The sequence below is a fragment of the Saccharothrix sp. ALI-22-I genome (assembly GCF_001984175.1).
GTDB lineage: Bacteria > Actinomycetota > Actinomycetes > Mycobacteriales > Pseudonocardiaceae > Actinosynnema.
Window position 1 is genome coordinate 15,927 of the sequence record NZ_MTQP01000037.1, and the last position, 22,538, is coordinate 38,464.

General features: G+C 70.0%; 24 protein-coding genes. 11 read left to right on the forward strand and 13 right to left on the reverse strand.

Translation table 11 applies throughout. From position 1 onward, the window contains the following. Nucleotides 1–35: 35 nt before the first annotated feature. The 3 genes from hemQ to hemE are packed head-to-tail and all read right to left on the reverse strand — an operon-like array spanning nucleotide 36 to nucleotide 3,237. The gene (gene hemQ / locus ALI22I_RS04230; RefSeq protein WP_077004232.1) at nucleotides 36–728 is read right to left on the reverse strand and encodes a hydrogen peroxide-dependent heme synthase; all 693 of its coding nucleotides are present in this window, start codon (nucleotides 726–728) and stop codon (nucleotides 36–38) included. Between the two features lie 35 nt (nucleotides 729–763). Next, a complete protein-coding gene (hemG, locus tag ALI22I_RS04235; RefSeq protein WP_083751408.1) occupies nucleotides 764–2,188 on the reverse strand; it encodes a protoporphyrinogen oxidase in 1,425 nt (474 codons plus the stop codon). Further along, nucleotides 2,185–3,237, reverse strand: a complete 1,053-nt coding sequence (gene hemE / locus ALI22I_RS04240; protein ID WP_077004233.1) for a uroporphyrinogen decarboxylase — start codon at nucleotides 3,235–3,237, stop codon at nucleotides 2,185–2,187. Before hemE ends, hemG begins: the two co-directional genes overlap by 4 nt. An 84-nt stretch (nucleotides 3,238–3,321) precedes the next feature. On the opposite strand from hemE, the gene ALI22I_RS04245 reads away from it, so the two are divergent. After that, nucleotides 3,322–3,858 (forward strand): DUF3000 domain-containing protein, encoded by a 537-nt coding sequence (locus ALI22I_RS04245; RefSeq protein WP_077004234.1) that lies wholly within the window; start codon nucleotides 3,322–3,324, stop codon nucleotides 3,856–3,858. Nucleotides 3,859–4,298: 440 nt separating this feature from the next. On the opposite strand, the gene ALI22I_RS04250 is transcribed toward ALI22I_RS04245, so the two are convergent. After that, nucleotides 4,299–5,462, reverse strand: a complete 1,164-nt coding sequence (locus ALI22I_RS04250; protein ID WP_077004235.1) for a dipeptidase — start codon at nucleotides 5,460–5,462, stop codon at nucleotides 4,299–4,301. Between the two features lie 254 nt (nucleotides 5,463–5,716). Here ALI22I_RS04250 and ALI22I_RS04255 point away from each other — a divergent pair, with 254 nt between their 5' ends. Then, nucleotides 5,717–6,433, forward strand: coding sequence for a response regulator (locus tag ALI22I_RS04255; protein ID WP_015099292.1), 717 nt, complete (start codon nucleotides 5,717–5,719; stop codon nucleotides 6,431–6,433). A gap of 67 nt (nucleotides 6,434–6,500) precedes the next feature. Next, a complete protein-coding gene (locus tag ALI22I_RS04260) occupies nucleotides 6,501–7,745 on the forward strand; it encodes a ribonuclease D (RefSeq protein ID WP_077004236.1) in 1,245 nt (414 codons plus the stop codon). 190 nt (nucleotides 7,746–7,935) lie between these two features. On the opposite strand, the gene ALI22I_RS04265 is transcribed toward ALI22I_RS04260, so the two are convergent. Further along, a complete protein-coding gene (locus ALI22I_RS04265; protein WP_077004237.1) occupies nucleotides 7,936–8,601 on the reverse strand; it encodes a MerR family transcriptional regulator in 666 nt (221 codons plus the stop codon). A gap of 90 nt (nucleotides 8,602–8,691) precedes the next feature. On the opposite strand from ALI22I_RS04265, the gene ALI22I_RS04270 reads away from it, so the two are divergent. From ALI22I_RS04270 to ALI22I_RS04290, 5 genes are all read left to right on the forward strand, one after another. Then, nucleotides 8,692–9,585, forward strand: a complete 894-nt coding sequence (locus tag ALI22I_RS04270; protein WP_077004238.1) for a hypothetical protein — start codon at nucleotides 8,692–8,694, stop codon at nucleotides 9,583–9,585. Next, on the forward strand, nucleotides 9,582–10,031 hold the full coding sequence (locus ALI22I_RS04275) for an ABA4-like family protein (RefSeq protein WP_077004239.1): 450 nt from the start codon (nucleotides 9,582–9,584) through the stop codon (nucleotides 10,029–10,031). Before ALI22I_RS04270 ends, ALI22I_RS04275 begins: the two co-directional genes overlap by 4 nt. A gap of 83 nt (nucleotides 10,032–10,114) precedes the next feature. After that, nucleotides 10,115–11,350, forward strand: coding sequence for a thiolase family protein (locus tag ALI22I_RS04280; protein WP_077004240.1), 1,236 nt, complete (start codon nucleotides 10,115–10,117; stop codon nucleotides 11,348–11,350). Beyond that, nucleotides 11,314–13,458, forward strand: coding sequence for a 3-hydroxyacyl-CoA dehydrogenase NAD-binding domain-containing protein (locus ALI22I_RS04285; RefSeq protein ID WP_077004241.1), 2,145 nt, complete (start codon nucleotides 11,314–11,316; stop codon nucleotides 13,456–13,458). The genes ALI22I_RS04280 and ALI22I_RS04285 overlap by 37 nt, the downstream gene beginning before the upstream one ends. A 148-nt stretch (nucleotides 13,459–13,606) precedes the next feature. Continuing rightward, nucleotides 13,607–14,059, forward strand: a complete 453-nt coding sequence (locus tag ALI22I_RS04290) for a hypothetical protein (RefSeq protein WP_077004242.1) — start codon at nucleotides 13,607–13,609, stop codon at nucleotides 14,057–14,059. Between the two features lie 86 nt (nucleotides 14,060–14,145). On the opposite strand, the gene ALI22I_RS04295 is transcribed toward ALI22I_RS04290, so the two are convergent. From ALI22I_RS04295 to ALI22I_RS04320, 6 genes are read right to left on the reverse strand one after another with little or no spacing between them, the layout of a single operon-like run. Continuing rightward, nucleotides 14,146–14,376 (reverse strand): hypothetical protein, encoded by a 231-nt coding sequence (locus ALI22I_RS04295; protein WP_077004243.1) that lies wholly within the window; start codon nucleotides 14,374–14,376, stop codon nucleotides 14,146–14,148. A 3-nt stretch (nucleotides 14,377–14,379) separates the two neighbouring features. After that, complete coding sequence (locus ALI22I_RS04300; RefSeq protein ID WP_077004244.1) at nucleotides 14,380–15,657, reverse strand: WXG100 family type VII secretion target; 1,278 nt, start codon at nucleotides 15,655–15,657, stop codon at nucleotides 14,380–14,382. Continuing rightward, complete coding sequence (locus tag ALI22I_RS04305) at nucleotides 15,654–15,959, reverse strand: type VII secretion target (protein WP_077004245.1); 306 nt, start codon at nucleotides 15,957–15,959, stop codon at nucleotides 15,654–15,656. Before ALI22I_RS04305 ends, ALI22I_RS04300 begins: the two co-directional genes overlap by 4 nt. Nucleotides 15,960–15,969: 10 nt before the next feature. After that, on the reverse strand, nucleotides 15,970–16,434 hold the full coding sequence (locus tag ALI22I_RS04310) for a YbaB/EbfC family nucleoid-associated protein (RefSeq protein ID WP_077004246.1): 465 nt from the start codon (nucleotides 16,432–16,434) through the stop codon (nucleotides 15,970–15,972). A 53-nt stretch (nucleotides 16,435–16,487) separates the two neighbouring features. Then, nucleotides 16,488–16,898 carry a type II toxin-antitoxin system VapC family toxin gene (locus ALI22I_RS04315; RefSeq protein WP_077004273.1) on the reverse strand — a complete coding sequence of 137 codons (411 nt, stop codon included), beginning with the start codon at nucleotides 16,896–16,898 and terminating at the stop codon, nucleotides 16,488–16,490. Beyond that, nucleotides 16,895–17,188 (reverse strand): type II toxin-antitoxin system Phd/YefM family antitoxin, encoded by a 294-nt coding sequence (locus ALI22I_RS04320; RefSeq protein WP_077004247.1) that lies wholly within the window; start codon nucleotides 17,186–17,188, stop codon nucleotides 16,895–16,897. The genes ALI22I_RS04315 and ALI22I_RS04320 overlap by 4 nt, the downstream gene beginning before the upstream one ends. Nucleotides 17,189–17,242: 54 nt before the next feature. Here ALI22I_RS04320 and ALI22I_RS04325 point away from each other — a divergent pair, with 54 nt between their 5' ends. From ALI22I_RS04325 to ALI22I_RS04335, 3 genes are all read left to right on the forward strand, one after another. After that, nucleotides 17,243–17,989 carry a DUF72 domain-containing protein gene (locus ALI22I_RS04325; RefSeq protein ID WP_077004248.1) on the forward strand — a complete coding sequence of 249 codons (747 nt, stop codon included), beginning with the start codon at nucleotides 17,243–17,245 and terminating at the stop codon, nucleotides 17,987–17,989. Between the two features lie 54 nt (nucleotides 17,990–18,043). Further along, nucleotides 18,044–18,898, forward strand: coding sequence for a DUF72 domain-containing protein (locus tag ALI22I_RS04330; RefSeq protein WP_077004249.1), 855 nt, complete (start codon nucleotides 18,044–18,046; stop codon nucleotides 18,896–18,898). 71 nt (nucleotides 18,899–18,969) lie between these two features. Beyond that, nucleotides 18,970–19,350 (forward strand): peptidase inhibitor family I36 protein, encoded by a 381-nt coding sequence (locus ALI22I_RS04335; RefSeq protein WP_077004250.1) that lies wholly within the window; start codon nucleotides 18,970–18,972, stop codon nucleotides 19,348–19,350. A gap of 186 nt (nucleotides 19,351–19,536) precedes the next feature. Here ALI22I_RS04335 and ALI22I_RS04340 read toward each other — a convergent pair whose 3' ends face one another. Beyond that, nucleotides 19,537–20,712, reverse strand: a complete 1,176-nt coding sequence (locus tag ALI22I_RS04340) for an McrC family protein (protein ID WP_077004251.1) — start codon at nucleotides 20,710–20,712, stop codon at nucleotides 19,537–19,539. Beyond that, nucleotides 20,709–22,469 carry an AAA family ATPase gene (locus tag ALI22I_RS04345; protein WP_077004252.1) on the reverse strand — a complete coding sequence of 587 codons (1,761 nt, stop codon included), beginning with the start codon at nucleotides 22,467–22,469 and terminating at the stop codon, nucleotides 20,709–20,711. Before ALI22I_RS04345 ends, ALI22I_RS04340 begins: the two co-directional genes overlap by 4 nt. Between the last annotated feature and the right edge of the window lie 69 nt (nucleotides 22,470–22,538).

Here is a 22,538-nt window from a genome sequence, read left to right on the forward strand (position 1 = left end):
CCTCCCGTGTCACCACGAGTCTTCGCGGAAGACCTTTACGGCAGGTTCGTGACCAGCTCGGCGGCCGCGACCCGGGTGCCGGTGTAGAACGGGGTCTCCTCGCGCACGTGCCGGCGCGCCTCGGTGCCGCGCAGGTGCCGCATCAGGTCCACGATGCGGTGCAGCTCGTCGGCCTCGAACGCCAGCATCCACTCGTAGTCGCCGAGCGCGAACGACGCGACCGTGTTCGCCCGCACGTCCGGGTAGTCCCGCGCCTCCTTGCCGTGATCGGCGAGCATGCGGCGGCGGTCCTCGTCGGGCAGCAGGTACCACTCGTAGGACCGCACGAACGGGTACACGCAGATGTACTTGCGCGGGTCCTCGCCGGCTAGGAACGCCGGGATGTGGCTGCGGTTGAACTCCGCGGGCCGGTGCAGCGCGACCTGGCTCCACACCGGGGTGGACGCGCGGCCGACGGCGGTGCGGCGGAAACCGGTGTAGGCCTGCTGGACCTGCTCGATCTCCTCGGAGTGCCACCAGATCATGAAGTCGGCGTCCGCGCGCAGACCCGCCACGTCGTACACACCGCGCACCACGACGCCCTTGGACTCCAGGCCGTCCAGGTACTCCTGCGCCTCGGACGCGGCCGGGCCGCGGTCGTCGGGCAGGCGACCGGGTTCGACCCGGAAGACCGACCACATGGTGTAGCGGATGGTGTCGTTCAGCTCGGTGTAGTTCAGGCGGGCCATGCCCCTAATCCTCTCACCCGTCTCGCTCGGCGCACTCAGTCGAGCCTGATTTGGCCGAGCACGTGAGCGGCGACACGGGCCGCCGCGGCGTCCGCCGTCGCGATGCACGCGGGGATGCCGACGCCGTGCAGCGTCGCGCCCGCCACGGCCAGGCCGGGCACCTCGGCGACCGCGTCCTCGATGGCCCGCACGACGTCCAGGTGGCCCACGCCGTACTGCGGCAGGCCGCCGCCCCAACGGGTGACCGCGGTGTCGATCGGCTCGGCCGTGAGCCCGGTCAGCTGCGCCAGGTCGTGCCGGACCGCCTCGATCAGCTCGTCGTCGTCGCGCTGCAGCAGGTGCGCCTCGCCGTGCCTGCCGACGCTGCCGCGCACCAGCACCGGCTCACCGGCCAGGTGCGCCCACTTGCGGCTGGAGAAGGTGAACGCCTTCGCGGTGAACGGCACGCCGTCCGGTGCGCGCTCGCCCTCGGCCAGCAGCACGCCGGAACGCTCGGGCAGCTCGGTGCCGGGCGGCAGCGCCAGCGCCACCACCGCCATCGACGCCACCTCGACCTCGGCGTAGCGGCGGGACGCGGCGGGCACGACGTCGGCGAGCAGCTTGCGCGCGGCGGGCGCGGGCACGGCGAGCACCACGCCGTCCACGTCCAGGTGTTCCGGCGCGGCGGCGGAGCCGATCTCCAGCCGCCAGCCGTGGTCGCGGCGGATCAGGGCGCGCACCGGCAGGCCGAGCCTGATCTCGGGCGCCGTCACCTCGGCCAGCCGTTCGACCAGCACCGAGAGGCCGTCGCGGAGCGTGCCGAAGACCGGCGGTCGGGTGACCCTCGATTGGGGTGGTGCGGGCATCGTGGTCGCGGCGGCGGCCAGCAGCGAGCCGACGCCCGAGTCCAGGGCGGTGGCCAGCTGCGGCATGGTCGCGCGCAGGCCGAGGACTTCGGTGCGGCCCGCGTAGACACCGCCCAGCAGCGGCCCGACCAGGCGGTCCCCCACCTCGGGGCCGAACCGTTCGGCCAGCAGGGCGCCCACGGCGACGTCCGCGCCGTCCAGTCGGATCGGCGGCAGGTCGGGTTCGGCGGCGACCCGGCGCAGGCCCTCGTGCGACAGGACCTGGCGGACCGCTTCCACCGACGCGGGGACACCCATCAGGGTGTGCGCGGGGATGGGCCGGGTGTCACCGGCGGCACGGATGCTCGCCGGTGCCTTCGTCGGGTGCACCAGCTTGTCGGCCAGGCCCAGTTCGGCGACCAGTTCGGCGGCCTCGGGGCGGCGGTGCAGGAACGCCTCCGCGCCCACGTCGTAGGCGCGCCCGCCGACCTCGACCGTGCGCAGCTTGCCGCCCAGCCGGCCGGCCTGCTCGACCACGGTGATCTCGGCCGACGGTCCGAGCAGGTGGCGCAGCCGGTGCGCGGCGGCCAGACCGGAGATCCCGCCGCCGACCACCGCGACCCGCAGCGCCCTCATCGCGTCTTGTGCACCATCTCGACGGCCCGGGTGATCATGTCCGGATCGGTGTCGGGCAGCACGCCGTGACCGAGGTTGAAGATGTGGCCGGCGGCGGCCTCGCCCTCGCGCTTGATCCGGTCGATCTCGCGTTCCAACGCGGGCAGGCCCGCGAACAGCAGCGCCGGGTCCAGGTTGCCCTGGACCACCGGCAGCGGCAGGTCGGGCGCGGCTTTGCGCAGTCGTTCGACGGCCACGTCCAGCGGCGTGCGCCAGTCGACGCCCACCACATCCGCGCCGGCCTCGCGCATCGCGGGCAGCAGCTCGCCGGTGCCGACGCCGAAGTGGATGCGCGGCACACCGTGGATGCTCTGGAGCACCCTGGTGGAGTGCGGCAGGACGAACTCGCGGTAGTCGCGCTCGGACAGCGCGCCCGCCCACGAGTCGAACAGCTGGACCGCCTTCACACCCGCGTTGACCTGCACCCGCAGGAACTCGGCGGTGATGGCGGCCAGCCGGTCGAGCAGCGCGTGCCACATCTCGGGGTTGCCGTGCATGAGCGCCTTGGTGCGCTCGTGGTTCTTGCTCGGGCCGCCCTCGACCAGGTAGGAGGCCAGGGTGAACGGCGCGCCGGCGAAGCCGATCAGCGGCACGTCGCCGAGTTCGGCGTTCAGCAGCCCGATCGCCTCGACCACCGGCCGCACCTGCTCCTCGTGCAGCTCGGGGATGGCGTTGACGTCGGACACCGTCGCGATCGGTTTGGCCACGACCGGGCCGGTGCCCGGCACGATGTCCAGGTCGATGCCCGCGGCCTTGAGCGGGACGACGATGTCGGAGAAGAGGATCGCGCCGTCCACGTCGTGGCGGCGGACCGGCTGCATGGTGATCTCACAGACCATCTCCGGGTCCATGCAGGCGTCCAGCATCGCGGTGCCTTCGCGCAGCTTGCGGTACTCCGGCAGGGAGCGGCCCGCCTGGCGCATGAACCAGACCGGGGTCCGCGAGGGCCGGCCGCCACGTGCGGCGACGAGCAACGGGGCTTCCGTGTTGTCGTTCATCTCGTCCGCCATCGTCCCACGTGTCGGGCGGACGGCATCTTCCGGTGCGGCGTGCCGCGCTCACTTTCCGAGGTTTTGGGGCCTACAGTCCGTGGTGTGACGGAGCCCGAACTGTTCCAGCGGGCGGTGGCGACGCTCCGGTCGGTGCGAACCCGACCCGAACTGGAGTTGACCGAGGTGCGCCCGCCGCAGCGGCTTGCGCCTTGGTCCTTCGCGTTGACCGCGGAGGTCACGGGGCCCGCCGACGAGCTGTCCACCGGACGGCTGGTGCTGCTGCACGACCCCGACGGGGTCGAGGCGTGGTCGGGCGTGTTCCGGCTGGTCGCGTACGTGCGGGTGGAGTTGGACGCCGAACTGGCCGCCGACCCCCTGCTCCCCGAGGTGGGTTGGTCGTGGCTGGTGGAGGCGCTGGAGGTGTCCGGCGCAGAGTTCCTGGCCCTGGGCGGCACCGTCACCCAGACCTCGTCGGCCCGCTTCGGCGACATAGCCGGCCCCGCCCGCACCGACGACCTCGAACTACGCGCCTCCTGGACCGCCCGGACCGCCGAACTGGCCACCCACGGCACCGCCTTCTTCGACGTCATGGCCACCGCCGTAGGCCTCCCCCCGGTAGGCGTCTCCACCCTCCACTGACCCACCAGGCCTCACCCCACGCCACCAGCCTCTGCCGCACGGCCAGGCCCTGCCCCACCGCCAAGCCCTGCCCCCCGCCAGGCTCCGCCGCACGGCCGCCGAACCGCGCTGCACACCCCGCACCGTGCCTGTCGCCGCAGTCCGCAGCGCAATGCCTCGCCACCACCGACCCTGCCGCCCTGCCGCCCTGCCGCCCTGCAGGCGAAGCGTCTCGCACCGCCGCACCTCGCCCCACCTGCCAGTTATCCATCCCCGGCAAGTTGTCCACAGGCAGCGCCGGATCGCGCGAATCTGTCGCCCCTCGCCGGCATGATCAAGACAGGGGTCCCCTGGCGGGGACCCCTGCGAAGCAAGCACTCAAGGCGACCGGTCCGGCGTCGTCAGCGGCCCCGCGTCGTCAGCGGGTCAGTCGTTGTCGGCGGTCCGGCGTTGTCGGCGGGTCAGTCGTTGTCGCGGAGGACGCGGAGGATGTTGCGGCCGGCGAGCTTGGCGCAGTCGTCCTCGCTCCACCCGCGGTCAAGCAGGGTGCCGATCAGGGTCGGGTAGCAGGAGACGTCCTCCATGCCTTCCGGCAGGCTGCGCGTCCCGTCGTAGTCGCCACCGAGCCCGATGTGGTCGATGCCGGCCACCTCACGGGCGTGCTCCAGGTGCAGGACCACGTCATCCATGGTCACGTGCGGTGTCGGGCCGCCGTCCGCCCACGAGTCGATGAACCGGTGCCGGGCGTCGAGGTCGTTGTGGCTCTCCCCCGCCGCGTCCATCGCGTCCTTGAGGCGGGCGTCCCACTCGGCGTACGGCTGGGACACGAAGTGCGGCACGAACGTCACCATGCACACCCCGCCGTTGTCCTTGAGCTGCGTCAACACGTCGTCCGGCACGTTGCGCGGGTGATCGGCGACGGCCCGGCACGACGAGTGGCTGAACACCACCGGCCGCGTTGTCACCTCAAGGGCGTCCCGCATGGTGGTGGCCGCCACGTGGGACAGGTCGACCAGCATCCCGATCCGGTTCATCTCCCGCACCACGTCCCGCCCGAACGGCGACAAGCCGCCGTGCACGGGTTCGTCGGTCGCCGAATCGGCCCACTCGGTGTTCTCGTTGTGCGTGAGCGTCATGTACCGCACGCCGAGCCGCCTCAGCGCGCGCAGCACGCCCAGCGAGCCGTTGATGCTGTGTCCGCCCTCCGCGCCGATCAGGGAAGCTATCCGCCCGTCCTGGAACGCCCGTTCGGCCTCGTCTGCGGTGGTCGCGATCCGCAGGTGGTCGGGGTAACGCTCGGCGAGTGCGTGGACCAACTCCACTTGCTCCAGGACGGCGGTGACCGCTGCGTCACCTGCCAGTCGGCAGGGGACCCAGACGGACCAGAACTGCATCCCCAACCGGCCGTCGCGTGCCCGCACCAGATCGGTCTGCAACGCGGGCTGGTGCGTCGTCAGGTCGACGACCGAGACCGCCGCGCCGGGATCACCGGGCGTTGACTTTTCACCGAATTGCCCCGCCGTGAGGAGATCACGCAACGCCCATGGCAGATCGTTGTGTCCGTCGACGAGTGGCGCCCGGGCCAGCAGTTCCTCGCCCCGGACTCGACCTGTGGTGCTCGCCACCCGCAACTCCTTGATGTCGTCGTGAGAACCGCTCGCGTTACGCGACCTATCCAGTTGTCATCCGATCGTGTGACAACGGGGGCCATCAGTGACAACTCATTCGGGATAGATACCCGATTGATCGTCCCGTAGACCCGCTTGGGCGGCTACGCTGCCCCAGACGACACCACTTTCGGTCCATCAGTGGCGCGGCTGATTGGCCGAAAGTCCCGGTGCCGGTCGGGGGGCACGACCGACTCCAGGGAGGTAGTGACGTGGCTGCCGTCGGCTTAGGTCAGGCCGTTCGTACCACGCCAGCCGGCTCGTTGCCGGCGAACATGGTCCCGCACCCGCGGGAGGAGCTTTTTTCAGTGCTGGTGGTCGACGACCACCCACTGCTGAGGGAGGCGATATCGGCTCGGCTCACCCAGATGGGAGCCGGGACAGTGCATGAGGCGGCTTCGGTCGCGGAGGCTCGGGCGCGGGCACTCGCTACCGGACCGTGCGACCTCGCGATCCTCGATCTGGGTCTGCCGGATGGCACCGGCATCGACCTGGTCACGGAACTCCGTGCCCAGGGCTGGCCCCGCATCGTGGTCCTCGCGTCCTCCGACGACCCCTACGCGGTCAGGTCGGCCTTCCAAGCGGGCGCTCAGGCGTACCTGCTGAAGTCCGCCTCTCCGATGGTGGTCACCGACGGGGTGCGCAGGGTCCTCGACGGCGGCGTCTACGCAGATCCGAGCGTTGCGCCCGTGCTCGCCGCGGGCACGAGGGTGCCGGGCACCGACAACACGCCGCGGGAGTTGTCCGCGCGTGAGGTCGAGGTCCTCCAGCTGGTCGCCGATGGCCAGAGCAACAAGGAAATCGGCGAAGCGCTCAGCCTTTCCGCGCTGACGGTGAAGTCCCACCTGTCGCGGATCGGGCGCAAGCTGGGCACCGGGGATCGGGCTCAGATGGTCGCGCTGGCCATGCGTGCCGGCGTGATCCGCTGACCAGGTCGGCACACTGAACCGGCCGAACACACCCGCGAGTGGTGCGTTCGTCGTAGGGTCTTCCGCCGTGGACGTACCCTCCGACGAGCCAACCGAACCAACCGGTGCTGATCCGGTGCCGCTGGTGGAACCCGCTGACGGTGTTCCGCCTGTCGTCGCCGACGCATCGTCGCTCCGGCGTGCCGCTGATGCGCTCGCCGGAGCGACGGGTCCGGTTGCGGTGGACACCGAGCGAGCCTCGGGATACCGCTACTCGCAACGCGCTTACCTGGTGCAACTGCGCCGGGAAGGCGCCGGGACCGTGCTGGTCGACCCGATCGCCCTGGGCGGTCGAATCGACCCGCTGGTCGAGGCGCTGGACGGGACCGAGTGGGTGTTGCACGCGGCGTCGCAAGACCTGCCGTGTCTCGCCGAACTCGGCCTGCGTCCGAGCGTGCTGTTCGACACCGAGCTGGCGGGCAGGCTGGCCGGATTCGAGCGGGTGGCGCTGGGCACACTCGTCGAGCGGTTGTTGGGCTACCGGTTGGAGAAGGGGCACGGTGCGGCCGACTGGTCGCGCCGCCCCCTTCCCGCCGACTGGCTCAACTACGCCGCCCTCGACGTCGAACTGCTGATCGAGCTGCGTGACGTGCTCGAACAGGAGCTCAAGCGGCAGGGGAAGTTGGAGTGGGCGCTCGAAGAGTTCGAGGCCGCCCGCACTGCCCCCCTGCCGCGTCCGCGTGCGGAGCCGTGGCGCCGCACGTCCGGAATCCACCGGATCCGCAGTCCCCGGCAGCTGGCCGCGGTGCGGGCGCTGTGGGAGGCGCGTGACGCGCTGGCCCGGGAACGCGATATCGCCCCCGGCCGAGTGCTGCCCGATTCCGCGCTGGTCGAGGCCGCCGTGCGCGGCCCCGCCGACGAGGCGGCCCTATCGGCGCTGCCGGTGTTCCGAGGACGGGCGCAACGCCGCATGGTCGGCGTGTGGCTGGGCGCGTTGCAACGGGCCGCGGCCCTACCCCGGACCGAGCTGCCCGAGCCGTCACAGCAACACGACGGCCCGCCCCCCGCCAACCGCTGGGCCGACAAGGACCCTGCGGCAGCAGCCCGCCTAGCAGCCGCCCGGACCGCGTTGACCGCAGTCGCCGAGGCCAACACCCTCCCAGTCGAGAACCTCCTCCTCCCCGACCTCGTCCGGCGCACCTGCTGGCAACCCCCAGCAGACATCTCCCCCGAAGGCATCGCCACAGCCCTACGCGAAGCCGGCGCCCGAAACTGGCAGATCAACCTGACCGCCGAGGTCCTCTCCACCGCCCTAACCCCCACCCCCTCCTAACCCCAACCCCACAAGAGTCGAACCCCCCAGACCCCGAGAGTCGAACGCTCAGGACCCGTGAGTTCAACGCTCAGGACGCGCACACCTCCGTCCTGAGCGTTGAGCTCGGGGTACCTGAGCGTTCGACTCTCGCGCGTGTCCAACGTTCAGAACGCGCGTGTCCTACGTTCAGGAGGCCTGAGTTGAACGCTCAGGGCTTCGGGGGGTCGGGGTCGGGAGCGTTCGACCCCAGGTCGGACAGCGCGGCGTCACGGCGTCCTGAGAGCTCACGGCGGGCCAGCACGCGCACCGCCGCCATGGCGGCGTCACCCAGCACGGTCCCCACGATGACGCCTTCCAGCGCCTCGTCCGTGCTCCCCGCGCTCAGCACGTAGTCCAGATCGGCCTCGGCCAACGGCCACGCGGCCCGCGCGAGCCCGTCCAGCAGGTCCGCGAACCGCTCGTGCCCGACCTCCCGCGCCGTGGCCAGCACGCCGACCAGCGCCTTGTACCCGTACGACTTCGGCCGGCACACCCACCCCTGCCGGTCCAGGAACGCCTCGACCTGCTGCTGCGCCACCTCGTCCGCAACGCCCAGGTCCGGCGGCGCCACCGCGGCCGAGATCGTGCCCATCGCCTTGTGCAGGGACTTCTCCGGATCGTCCAACGCCCCCAGCACGTCCCGCACGGCCGAGATCGACAGCCCGCCCAGCTCCACCATGGCCCGCACGAGCCGCAGCCGGTGCAGGTGGACTTCGGCGTACCGGGCCTGGTTGGGGCTGGTCAGCTCACCGGCCGGCAGCAGGCCTTCCCGCAGGTAGTACTTGATCGTCGGCACGGGCACGCCACTGCGACGACTCAATTCGGCGATGCGCACGGCGCGCGCCCCTTCCTAAGACAGCCCTCAGTATGGATACTGTAGCTAACCGATAGTAGAAAGTTCTGCTATCCATTCTAGGAGTAGTCGATGACCCGCTTCCTCCGGCCACACCCGCCGCTGATGTTGTTCTCCCTGCTCATGGGGATCACAGCCCTGGTATCACTGGGCGGTCTGATCTTCGACGACCGGATTCTGGTCGGGTCGCCGATCTGGTTCAAGCCGTTCAAGTTCGCCGTCTCCCTCGGTCTCTACGGCGTCACCCTCGCCTGGATGCTCACCCTGACCACCCGGTTCCGCCGCACCACCCGGTGGGCGGGCACCGTGGTCGCACTCACGGGGACCATCGAGATGGCGGTCATCGTGGGACAGGTCGTCCGGGGCACCCGGAGCCACTTCAACATCGCCACGCCGTTCGACAAGCTCCTGTGGGACATCATGACCTACAGCATCCTGACCCTCTGGATCATGCACGCCGCGATCGCGGTGGCGTTGCTGTTCACCAGGTTCAACGACCGCACGGCCGGTCTCGCGATCCGACTCGGCCTGTTCCTCGCGCTCATCGGCCTCGCCCTCGGCATCCTCATGACCGGGCAGCGCACCGACGACGACGTCGCCGCCGGCATCGTGGGCGCGCACAGCGTCGGCGTGCCGGACGGCGGCCCGCAGATGGCGTTGACGGGGTGGAGCACCACGGGCGGTGACCTGCGAATCCCGCACTTCGTCGGCATCCACGCCCTCCAGGTCGTCCCGCTGGCCGTGATGCTGTTCCGCCGACGTGCGACCACGAAGCTGGTCTGGGGCGTCACCATCGGCTACGCGGGCCTGATGGCCCTGGTCACGTGGCAGGCACTGCGCGGACAGCCGCTGCTGCGCCCGGACCTGCTCACCGCACTGGGCGCGCTGGCCGTGGCGACGTGGACCGCCGCGGTGGTGGCGCGGACCCTGAACAAGACCGAGACCACGGAGGCGGTGCCGGCATGACCGGGTTCCTGTTCCAGATCACGTTCTGGCTCACCGTGCCGTTCTGGGGTTTGATGATCTTCGCCCCGACGTCCCCGCTGACCACCCGGATCACATCGTCCCCGCTGATCGCGGTGCCCCCGCTGATCGTCTACACGATCCTCGTCGCCGCACACCTGCCGGAACTCTGGGCGACGATGAGCAGTCCGGACCTGGGCACACTGAGGGAGTTCCTGGGCACGCCCTGGGGCGCCTCCGCGATCTGGGCGCAGGTGATCGCGTGGGACCTGCTGATCGGGGCGTGGATGCACCGGGAAGGCCGCCGCCTGGGGCTGCACCCGCTGCTCATGGGCCCGCTCCTGGCGTTCACGATCATCCTGTCCCCGTTCGGGTTCGGGCTGTTCCTGGCCATCCGCGCGTTCTGTGACCGAGCCGACAGGGCGACCACGGTGGTTACCGGCCAGTAACAGGGGCTAGAGTTGTGTTACCGATCGGTAGGAGTCGCGCCCCGCCGCTCGGGCGAATCGTCACCACAAGCGGAGGAGACGCCGTGGCCGCACCAGTAGCGCCGGCACGCGTTCGAAACGTGGTCTTCGTGGACGGCGTGCGCACGCCGTTCGGCAAGGCCGGCCCCAAGGGAATCTTCGCGGAGACCCGTGCCGACGACCTGGTCGTCAAGGTGATCCGCGAGCTGCTGCGGCGCCACCCCGAACTGCCCCCGGAGCGGGTCGACGAGGTGGCCATCGCGGCGACCACGCAGATCGGCGACCAGGGCCTTACCATCGGCCGCACCGCTGCGCTGCTCGCCGGCCTGCCGAAATCGGTGCCCGGCTACGCCGTCGACCGCATGTGCGCGGGCGCGATGACGGCCGTGACGACGTCGGCCAGCGGTATCGCGTTCGGCGCGTACGACGTGGTCATCGCGGGCGGTGTCGAGCACATGGGCCGACACCCGATGGGCGAGGGCGTCGACCCCAACCCGCGGTTCCTGTCCGACAAGATCGTGGACCCGTCCGCGCTGGTCATGGGCTCGACGGCGGAGAACCTGCACGACCGGTTCCCGGCCATCACCAAGGACCGCACGGACGCGTTCGCAGCGGCTTCGCAGGCCAAGTACGCCGACGCGGTGAAGAACGGCAAGATCGGCCCGGAGTTCGTGCCGGTCGCGACCCGTTCCGCCGAGAACGGCTGGGGCCTGGCCACCGCCGACGAGCCGCCGCGCCCGGGCACCACGGTCGAGGACCTGGCCAAGCTGAAGACGCCGTTCCGCCCGCACGGTCGGGTCACCGCGGGCAACGCGGCAGGCCTGAACGACGGCGCGACCGGCTGCATCCTGGCCGAGGAGGAGACCGCGCGCGAGCTGGGTCTACCGGTCGGCATGCGCCTGGTCGGCTACTCGTTCATGGGTGTCGAGCCCGAGGTCATGGGCGTCGGCCCGGTGCCCGCGACGGAGAAGGCCCTCAAGCGCGCGGGTCTGTCCATCGAGGACATCGGCCTGTTCGAGATCAACGAGGCGTTCGCCGTGCAGGTGCTCGCCTTCCTCGACCACTTCGGCATCGCCGACGACGACCCGCGGGTCAACCAGTGGGGCGGCGCGATCGCCACCGGCCACCCACTCGCGTCCTCCGGCGTGCGCCTGATGACCCAGCTGTCGCGGCAGTTCGCCGAGCGCCCGGACGTGCGCTACGGCATCACCACCATGTGCATCGGCATCGGCATGGGCGGGACCGTTATCTGGGAGAACCCCCAATGGGATGCAACACAGTGGAACGGAGAGTCCAAGTGACCGCGTTGACCGCTGACGAGGCCAAGGCCTTCTTCCCCGACGAGGTCGTGACGGTCGCGAAGACCCGGCTGATCTCGGTGCCCGGCGTGACCGGCAAGGTCGCCCTGATCACCATCGACAACGGCCACGACCACACCCGGCCGTCCACGTTCGGCCCGCAGTCGCTGGTGAGCCTGAGCGCGGCGTTCGACGAGGCCGCGGCGGCGTCACCGGCGGCGATCGCGGTCACCGGCAAGCCGTTCGTGTTCGCCGTGGGCGCGGACCTGACGGCCGTCGGGGGTGCCACGGCACGCGAGCAGGCCGTGACCATCGGTCAGCTCGGCCACGACGTGTTCCGCAAGTTCACCGAGTCGAAGGTGCCGACCTTCGCGTTCGTCAACGGCGCGGTGATGGGCGGTGGCCTGGAGCTGGCGCTGTCGTGCCACTACCGGACGCTGGCGTCCAACGCGGCGGCCATCGCGCTGCCCGAGGTGTTCCTGGGCCTGTTCCCCGGTTGGGGCGGCACGCAGCTGCTGCCGAACCTGATCGGCCCGAACGACGCGGTCACCGTGATCTTCGAGAACGCGTTGAACCAGAACAAGATGCTCAACCCCAAGCAGGCGCATGCGTTGGGCATCGCGGATGTGCTGTTCGACTCGGCGGACTACTTGGAGCAGTCGCTGCTGTGGCTGGCTTCCGTGGTGCGCGGCGATGTCGTGCCCGCTCGTCGTGAGATCGACCGCGGTGCCGGCTGGGACGCGGCCGTGGCTCGTGCGCGGGCCATTGTGGACGGTAAGACCAAGGGCGCGGCGCCGGGTGCGTTGAAGGCGTTGGAGCTGCTGGAGCTGGCGCGTGCCAACGACTTGGACCGCGGCTACGCGGCCGAGACCGAGGCGCTGGCGGACATCGTGATGAGCGATGAGCTGCGGGCCGGGCTGTACTCGTTCGACCTGGTGCAGAAGCGGGCCAAGCGGCCGGCGGGCGCGCCGGACAAGTCGTTGGCGCGCAAGGTCACCAAGGTCGGCATCGTCGGCGCGGGCCTGATGGCCTCGCAGATGGCGCTGCTGTTCGCGCGGCGGCTGGAGGTGCCGGTGGTGCTCACCGACATCGACCAGGCGCGCGTGGACAAGGGCGTCGGGTACGTGCACGCCGAGATCGACAAGCTGCTCGGCAAGAAGCGCGTGTCGCCCGACAAGGCGAACCGGCTCAAGGCGCTCGTCAGCGGATCGTTGGACAAGGCGGCTTTCTCGGATGCCGACTTCGTCATCGAGGCCGTGTTCGAGGACCTGGGCGTGAAGCAGAAGGTGTTCGCCGAGGTCGAGGAGTTCGTCTCGGCCGAGGCGGTGCTGGCGACCAACACGTCGTCGCTGTCGATCACCGAGATGGCTTCCCGGCTCAAGCACCCCGAGCGGGTCGTGGGCTTCCACTTCTTCAACCCGGTGGCGATCATGCCGCTGCTGGAGATCGTGCGCGCCGGGCAGACCGACGACGCCACGCTGGCGACCGCGTTCGCGGTGGGCAAGCAGCTGAAGAAGTCGTCCGTGCTGGTGAAGGACGCGCCGGCGTTCGTGGTGAACCGGCTGCTGACCCGGTTCATGGGCGAGGTCGTGAAGTCCATCGACGAGGGCACGCCGTTCGAGGTGGCGGACAAGGCGACCGAGCCGCTGGGCCTGCCGATGTCGCCGCTCGTGCTGCTGCAACTCGTCGGCCCCGCCGTCGCGCTGCACGTGGCCGAGACAATGCACGGCGCGTTCCCGGACCGGTTCGGCGTGTCGGAGAACATGAAGGCGTTCGTGAAGGCTGGCAAGACCGCCGTCTGGCAGTGGGACTCGACCGGTAAGCAGACCGTCGACCCCGAGGTGCAGGCGCTGTGGTCGTTCGGCGAGAAGCCGTTGACCGGTGACGAGGTCTTCGCGCGGGCGCTGGAGGCACTGGCCGAGGAGATCCGGATCATGCTCGACGAGGGCGTGGTCGCGGAGGCGCAGGACATCGACCTGTGCATGCTCCTCGGCGCCGGCTGGCCGTTCTGGCTGGGCGGCATCACCCCGTACCTGGACCGTTCGGGCATCTCGGAGAAGGTGACGGGCAAGCGCTTCCTGGCCCCGGGAGTGGCCTCGGTCCCGGCCTGATCCTCCTCACCCACTGTGCCCGGCCGCTTCACGTGGTCGGGCACAGTGGTGTCTCTGCGCGTACGGCTTGTTACTGCGCGCGAGTGCATTCCTCTGGCAGGTGGGTGAGGGGCGCTCACAATGGTTTGGAACGCTCGATGTTGGTGGCATGAGCCCTCAACGACGAAGAGCGCGCGCCCGCCGTCCGCAGCCCGACCCCGTGCGTGTGGAGGAGTTGGTCGCCTTCCTCCGCGCCGACCGCGGCTGGCGGGACGAGGTGGCCAAGCGGCTCGTGGCGAAGCTGGACCAACGGCTGGTGCGGTCGGCGCGGGCGTGCGGGTGCAGGCCCATCGCGCACGTGGCGGAGGAGTTGGACAGCCAGGCGTGCGTCGATCTCGGGCCCGGTGCGCCGTACCAGCTGGCGAAGGCCGTCTACGGGCAGGTGCGGCTCAGGGGCGCGGCGCGGTTGCGGCAGACGGCGCGCAGCCTGCGGGTGCTCGGCGTGTACCTGTGCGGCAGCGACCTGGCGCGCTGCCCGTGCACGGAGGCGTTGGCCCGTGATCCGCAGCAGGCCCGCGTGGACCGGGTGGTGACCGGCGCGCTGGACGGCGCGGGGTTCTGAGCGTTCAACTCGCGCGTTCCGGACGTTGGACACGCGTGTTCCGGACGTTGGACACGCGGGGTTCTGGACGTTGGACACGCGGGGTTCTAGCTCTGGTGTACCAGGCGGTCGGGGGCCTGGTGGGTGCTCAGCCACGCCTTGGCCAGCTTGCCCGCCGCCGCGCGGAACACGCCGTCGCGGTTGCCGTCGTCGGGCTGGATGGTCTCGGACGTCTTGTCGAGCACCAGGAACCGCTCCGCGCCGCCGTCGGTGTGGAACCGGTAGCGCACGCTGGCCGCGGTCTCCTCTTCCTTGTGCAGGTACACGAGCATGGCCACGGCCTACCTCCAGGGCTTGCTGAAGTCCTCGTTGGACGCGGGCGGGATCTGGTTCTCCCACCGCGACACCTGGTTCGCCGCGGCGTGTGCGTCCTTGTACGAGGCGTTCGGGTTCTGCTGCCAGTATCGGGCCTCGGCCAGTTCGTGCTCCAACAGCGCCACGTCCTCCGGCCGGGCCCGACCGGACCGCAGCCGCAGCCAGGCCTCGGCCATGTCGGGGCTCGGGTCGAACCGCGCCATCACCGTGCCGCCGTTCTGCCCCTCCAACGGGTGCAGGTCCTCGAACACGTGGTTCTTGATCTGCTCGATCTCCGCGCGGCTGAACCCCGTGCCGCCACCCGCCCTCGGCACGTCGGCCACGTGCCCGGCGACGTCGTCGACGTCATCGGAGTTGCGGATCGACTGGTAGGCGTTCTCCGACCAGCGGTCGATCTTCTCGTAGGCGCGCACCGACCCGTCGTCCACGGGGCGGGCGCCGCCGGTCTGCCCCGGCCGCGGTGCCTCGTCGGCCTGCCGGGCGGGCGTTTTCAGGTCGTCGAGCACCTTGCGGACCTGGTCGAACACGTCACCGAGCTTGCGCAGCAGCGGGACCAGCTTGCCGATCGTGCGCACGAGCTTCTTGAGGATGTCGCCGATCTTCGCGCCCCACCGGGCGACCGCCGCGGAGGCCTGCGCGGCGACCACCGGCGCGGCCAGGCCGAGCGTGAACGCCAGCTCCAGCGCCCACGAGACGAGCCGGCCGACCAGGTCGGCGATCAGGTCGCGGACGACCTCGCGAACCACGGCGACCACGACGCCCGCCATCTCCACCGCCGAGCCGAACCCGTCGGCCGCGGTGGACGCGCCGCCCAGCACGTCGGCGGTCCGGCCGGCCGCCGCCCGGTACGCGTCACCGGCCTGGCCCTGCCAGCCCGCGGTGTCGGCCGCGACGTCACGCGTGTAGTCGTCGCGCACCTCGCCGACGGCCTTGGCCACGTTCTTCCACGTCTGCGCGTGCGAGGCGACCAGGTCGGCGTTGCCCGCGAGCCAGTCCAGCGCGTCCGACAGCGGCTTGACGTGCTCGATCAGCCACGACACCCCGGCCGAGATCAGCGACCCGAGCGGGTCGATGACGATGCTGAGCATCTCGAGGCCGGCGCCCGCGATGCCCAGCCCGATGTCGACCCAGCTGCCGCTCTCGATGCCGGACTTGATGTCGGCGGCGGACTCGGCGACACCGATCCCGGAGTACCAGCGGGTGCTGTCCTGGACGGGCGCGATGAGCGGGTTGCCGCCGGTCATCGCAGGCTGCCGAACGTGACCGCGGCGTCGTCCTCGCGCTGCTCGTACTCGTCGGCGGTGTAGCGGACGTTGGTCGCGATGTCCGCCACGCCCTTCGCGCCGGCCGTCAGCGCCGCGCCTGCTTGGTCCTCGATACCGCGCATCACGGCCGGCAGGAACTGGCAGAGCTGCCCGTACGCACCGTCGGCCATGCTGATCGTGCGGGCCGCGTGGACGGCCTCGCCGAGCCGTTCGGCCAACGCGTCGAGCTTGCTCGCGTGCGCGCGCAGCTCGGTGGGCAGGACGTCGTAGCCGCCGGTCATGGTCGCCCCCTCAGGCCAGGTACGAATCGTCGCCGAAATCGTCGTCGTCGCGCCTAGTCCGACGGGGCGGCGGCGGTGCCGGTTCCCCGAACCGGTCGCGGTAGTTGTCCACGACCATCCGCCGGGTGTCCGGCAGGTCGGCGCCCACCGTCGCCTCCGTCGCGGCCTGGACCTGCGCGGTGATGCGGGCGCGCGCCGCGCGCAGACACCCCATCACCAACGGCCCCAGGTCCTCCGGCCGCACCGTGGCCGCACGGTCGGTGAACCGGATGTCGACCGGTGAGCCGGCGGAGTCGACGGTCACCACCACGGCGCCGTTCGCGCTGGTCTCGGTGACCTGGATCCGCTCGACCTCGGCGCGCAACGCCTGCAACTTGTCCGCCCGCTGCCGCATCCCCTCGACCCAGTCGTCGATGCTGCGCTCGGCCTGACCCGGATCACCGCTGAGCAGCCCGTCCCACCGTGGCTCCGACATGCACACCGTTATAGCGCACGAGTACGGCGCGTGGTCGGTGTCCGGGTCGGTGGTCAGTGTTCGACCGGGTGGACGGCGATGACCTCGACCACCCGGTCCAGTCCGGTGAAGTCCTTGACGTTGCTGGTCAGCACCGGCATGCCATGTGCGGCGGCGGTGGCCGCGATCTGCAGGTCCATCCGGCGCGGGCGGGCGCTGCGGCCGGTGCGGCGGACCAGTGCGGCGAGCGTGCCGTAGATCTTGGCGGCGGCGAGGTCGAACGGCAGCACCTCGAACCGGTCCAGCGCGGCGTAGTACCGCTCGGTGCGGGCGAACCGCTCGACCGGGTCGTCCACGTCCAGCCCGTAGGCCAACTCGGCCGCGGTGACGGCGCTGATCGCGGGCTCGGCGCGGGCGAGGTCGCCGAAGTCGATGTCCTCCAGCCGGATCACCACGCCGGTGTCCAGCAGAATCCGCCTGGTCACCGGCGCCACGGGTCTTCGGTCGGGTCGTCGGCGCCGAAGATCTCGTCGTCGGCCACGCGGTCGGCGTGCCAACGCGCCGCGTCCACCCGGGGCAGCTTGCGGAACTCGGCCTGCGTCTCGGCGAGCGTGTGCCGGGGCCTGGACTCGGCGTGCGGCACCAGGTCGGCGATCGGCTTGCCGTTGCGGGTCACCACGAAGCGCTCCCCCGCCTCGACCCGCCGCATGATCTCGGCGTTGTCGTTGCGGAGTTCCCGTTGGCCGATCGTGTGACCGGTGGTTGCGACAGCCATGACACAATCATACGCGGAGTGCTACAGCTGTGCTACAGGTTTCGCCGGTTACTCATGGGCAACACGGTCACTGTGGGTAAGATCAGAATCGGCACGTCCGGCTGGCGCTATCCCGAGTGGCGCGGTGACTTCTACCCGCGTGGGTTGCAGCAGCGCCTCGAATTGCAGTTCCTGTCCCGCCGGTTCGACACGGTGGAGATCAACGGCTCGTTCTACGGCCTGCGCAAGCCGACGGACTTCCAGTCGTGGTCCGAGCGCACCCCCGACGACTTCGTGTTCGCCGTCAAAGGCCATCGGGAGATCACGCACATCAAGCGATTGCGGGACGTCGAGAAGGACGTGTCGGAGTTCTTCTCGTCCGGAGTCCTCGACCTGGGACCGAAGCTCGGCCCGATCCTCTGGCAGCTCCCGCCGACGCTGCCGTGGCGTCCCGAACGGCTGGCCGCGTTCCTGGAACTGTTGCCCGGCGCACCGGTCCGGCACGCGGTGGAGGTCCGGCACCCGAGCTGGGGCAAGCCCGAACTGGCGGAGTTGTTGGCACGGCACGGAGTCGCGCTCGTCGTCGCCGAGTCGGCAGGCCGTTTCCCGGAACTGTGCGAGCTGACCACCGACTTCGTCTACGCCCGCCTCCACGGCGACAAAGAGCTGTACGTCAGCACGTACTCCGACACCGCCCTCGACCGCTGGGCCGCCAGATTCCGCGAATGGTCGGCCACACGCGATGTCTACGCGTACCTGGACAACACGATGCGCGGCGCGGCACCGCACGACGCCCTCGCCTTGATCGACCGACTCAGGTGAGCCTGCCACCCCGGCGCGGGGGGTACGCGTGGATCAGATGGGTACCACTGGGACATGACGGGTGAAGTTCGCATCGGGACGTCGGGCTGGGTCTACCCGACGTGGCGTGGCGCGTTCTACCCGAAAGGCCTGGTGCAGCGGCGGGAGTTGGAGCACATCTCGGGCCTCATGACCTCGGTGGAGCTGAACGGCTCGTTCTACTCGCTGCAACGCCCGTCCAGCTACCAGGCGTGGGCGCGGCAGACGCCGGAGGACTTCGTCTTCGCGGTCAAAGGCGGCCGGTTCATCACGCACCTCAAGCAGTTGCGCGACGTGGAGACCCCGCTGGCCAACTTCTTCGCCTCGGGCGTGCTCGCGCTGGAGGCCAAGCTCGGACCGTTCCTGTGGCAGTTGCCGCCCAAGCTCCGCTACGACCCCGGACGCCTGGCCGCTTTCTTCGACCTCCTCCCCCGCACCACCTCGGCCGCGGCCAAGCTCGCCGAACGCCACGACGAGCGACTACCCGACGAACGGGCCTGGACGACGACCGACACCGACCGGCCGCTGCGCCACGCGTTGGAGGTCCGCCACCCGACGTTCCTGGTGCCGGAGTTCCACGACTTGTTGCGGGCGCACGACATCGCGCTCGTCGTCTCCCACACCGCCGGCAAGTTCCCGTACCTCGAAGACGTCACGGCGGACTTCGCCTACGTGCGGCTGCACGGCAACCAGGCCCTGTACGTCGGCAGCTACTCCGACAGCGAACTGGACGAGTGGGCCGCCAAGATCAAGACGTGGGCCGTGGACCACGACGTCTACGTGTACTTCGACAACGACACCGACGCGGTGGCACCTCACGACGCGGTCCGCCTCGCCACCCGCCTACCCGTTCCCCCGACACGCCCCCACACAATCGCTCCCACACAATGAGGTGAACGCCGGGCTTTCCACCCCCACACCGCCGCCGATCACAGCACTCTGGTGCGGTGGAGGTGACCCGAATGACGACCCGCGGCCTCTTGACCGCCCTGGCCCTCACCGCCGGCGCCCTGGCGTCCAGCGGCATGGCGTCCAGCGGCATGGCGGTGGCCCAGCAACCGGACCCGACCTGCGACCGCGGCGAGTTCTGCGCCTGGGCCGGTACCAACTACACCGGCAAGGTCCACCGCCTCGACCTGGAAACCGCCAACCCGAGCGAGTGCATCCCCCTGCCGGACAAATTCGTGGCGCGCTCGTTCGTGAACCGCCTGACCAGGGACGCCTCGGTATTCCAAGGCGCGACGTGCTCGACCGAGGCCGAGTTCACCACCTACCCCGGCAAGGGCACGTACGTCCCGGACGCCCCTTTTGTCGTGCGAGCGATCCAAGTTTGGGAGCCCTGATTTCACCGACCGCGACGGACCTCGCATTCGTAGCACCGCCACGAGTACGGCGGCCCTTTGCGGCGGTTCGCGGAACGCCACAGCCTGCCTCTTCGACACCTTGCGCCTACCGTCCTCCAGGACGCGGCGGAGGACGTCGTCGGCCAGTTGCTGGAGGACGTCAGCCAGTGTCGTAGCTCGAATACGTCAGGTTGCCGAGTCCTGACGGAGTTCCTCGGCCACGACCTCGATCTGCCGGAGAAGCGCCGATGGCGGGAGCGTCAGGTCCATGACGTGCTGCACGATGTCCACATTCGAGTTGCGCACCGAGTGGCTGCGTTGTCTCTGGCCGTCCGCGTACAGGAGATGGCCACGACGCACACCGAGCACCGTGCAGTACGCGAGCATCTGGTAGAGATCCGCGTTCAGTCCTGTCTGGCCGCCGTGCGTCTTGTACTTCGCGTCGAGGACGGCGGTCGGACGACTGCCGTGCGACCACACCAGATCCGGTCTGATCGGCACTTCGTTGTCGCGGTCGAGGTGACGGCGGTCCTGGAGCGACGTCCGTCCGCCGTGTCCGCGCAGCGACTCAGCGAGGGCGACGGTGGTGAAGTCTTCGAACACGCGCCACATGCGCAGCAGGAACCCCGAGATCCGCACGTCCGCTCCGCCGATCTCGACCGAATTTCCGCCGAGCACGATCTCCGCCAGGTGCAAGGCGTTGTGATACCGCCGGTTGAGTCGCGTCGGCCGCCACCGGGGAGGCTGAGTACCGCGCACGATCGGCGAGACGTCCGCCAGCCGCGCGGTCAGCGCCCGCAGGCGCTGTCGGACTGGCGCCGGCACATCCGGCAGGGTGAGCAGCCGCCGGGCCGCCGCCAGCAGTAGTTGGTTCTCCGGGATGTCCACGGTGTAGTCGTCGAAGCGCACTTCCAGCGGCAGCGCCAACCCGAACCTGCGTCCGGTCTGTCGGGAGACGTCGAGCCGCCCGCGGAGGACAGGCAGGCTGTCGTCGACCGTCCGATAGCCCTGGAGGAGGCCACGCCGCACCGCGTACTCCGCCTGTCGCTCGAAGGCGTGGGCCATGGCGGGCACAAGGTCGTCCTCGACCCCCATGTCGACATCGGCATCGAGCCAGTGGTGCGGGTTGCGGGCGTAGCCGAGCAGGAACAGCAGACGGGCGATCGGGATCTTCGGCTTGATGCTCAGTTGGACGCCGCCGACATTCGCCACGCCGACGATGTCCTTGGCCCGCAGTCGCCACACCCCCGCCGATCGGGGTTCGGCGGTGACGATGTCGGCGGCGGTCAGTGCCGACGCGACGGCGGCGGGCAACGCCACCTCGACGCCAGGACCGCCCTCACGCAGGACGACCGGGGTCACGGTTCACCGTTCGGGTTGACCGCCGACCACAGCGCGGGCAAGCCGTAGGTCTCCACGACGTCGACGTTCTCCCCGTAGTGGTGCTCGACGAGCAGCGGCAGGATCGACGTCCGCCACACCCGGTCCAGTCCGCCCGGCTGGTGGACCGCCGGACGCATCAGGTAAGTCGGGCCGATGCGGAAGTCACGGTCCTCGATGCGCGAGTTCAGCTCGTCGAGCAGCGCGGCCGGGGCGGTGTCGAGGTCGCGGCGTTCGAGCCACTGTCGGAGCATGCCTTCCACGGGCGGCTCGGTGGGGTGCAGTTCCAGGAACGCGAACCGCCTGCGCATGGCGGCGTCGACCAGCGCGATGGACCGGTCGGCCGTGTTCATCGTGCCAATGATGAACACGTTCTTCGGCATGGAGAAGTCGCTGGCCCCGTCCTCGGAGTAGGTGAGACTGACGGTGTGGTTGCGGTACTCCAGCAGGAAGTACAGCTCACCGAACACCTTGGCGAGGTTGGCCCGGTTGATCTCGTCGATGATCAGCACATAGGGGAGTTCCGGGTTCTGCTGCGCCGCGTCGACCAGGCGGCGCAGCGGGCCGGGCACCAGCCGGAAGGCCACGCCGCTTCCCTCGGTCGAGGCGGCGGGCCGGAAGCCCTCGAAGAAGTCCTCGTAGGAATAGGCGGGGTGGAACTGGACGAGTCGCACCTTGCTGCGGTCGGTGAGGTGCCACGCGAGTTGTTGCGCGAGGTGCGTCTTCCCGGTGCCGGGCGGACCGTAGAGGATGATCTGCCTGCGTTCGCGGAGCAGCTCGACGGCCTCTTGCAGGAAGTCGCGGGACAGCAGCAGTTCGTCGGCGAATTCGGCTGTGACGTCCCTGAGCGTCGCCTCGTGAGTCTTGGCCGGCTCCGGTTGACCTGACTCGACCGGTCCGACGCCGGAAGGCGCGGGCAGGAACGGCAGGAGGTCGTCGAGTTCCGCGGTGAGGTCGACGAGAGTGTTCTGATCCGACAGGCGGGCGGCCACCCGCTCGGGCAGGTCGGCGTAGTCGACCGGCTCGTCGAGCGTGCGCCACTCCACATCGCGCCGGAGGTTGGACAGGCCTTCGGGACTGTCCGTCTGGTCGGCGTCGCCGACGATCACACCGAGGTGGATGTCGCCTTCCAACGGGGTCAGGACCAGGTCGCCCGGCGCCATGAGACTGAGGAACGCGTGGAGTTCGAAGACCTGGACGCTTTTCGCGCTGTAGGACAGGAAGCCGTAATCGCGGTCGACCGCCTGCCGCACCTCGTCCTGCTCGACGCCGGGCTGCAACGGACCTAGCCGGGTCGCGGCGAGAGAGCAGAAGCCCTCCTCCAGCCAACCGGGCACAAGGTTGTGGCCTTTGACGGTCCCTCGCACGAGCCAGGCACGCGGCGGACGTTGAGGATCGACATCCTCGGCCGCGGTGGCGTACGCCGCGTTCAGAGCCTGCAACAAATCCTGAGCATTATTCGCTTTGCGTAGCTCCGCTCGACCGGATTCGGTGAGACTCCACGTGCCGCCCCGCTTGACCAGCCAGCCGGCCTTCTTCATGCCCGTCGTCGCGAATTGGAGTGCGGTGGTATACCGCTGGTGACCAGTCTTGTTGCGGCTGACCTCGACCCCGTTGAGCCCCACCCGCTCGGCGACCCGCGCCAGGGCGTCACCGGCGCGGATCGGTCCACGGGCGTCGTCCAGCACCTCCAGCAGCGCTTTGACCAGCAGCGGGCGTCGAAGCACGTTCTCGTCCATGGCCGTCCTCCTGCGCTCACGATGCCATGGAACGATCACTCGCGCGTGTCTAACCCGATCAGGTGAACC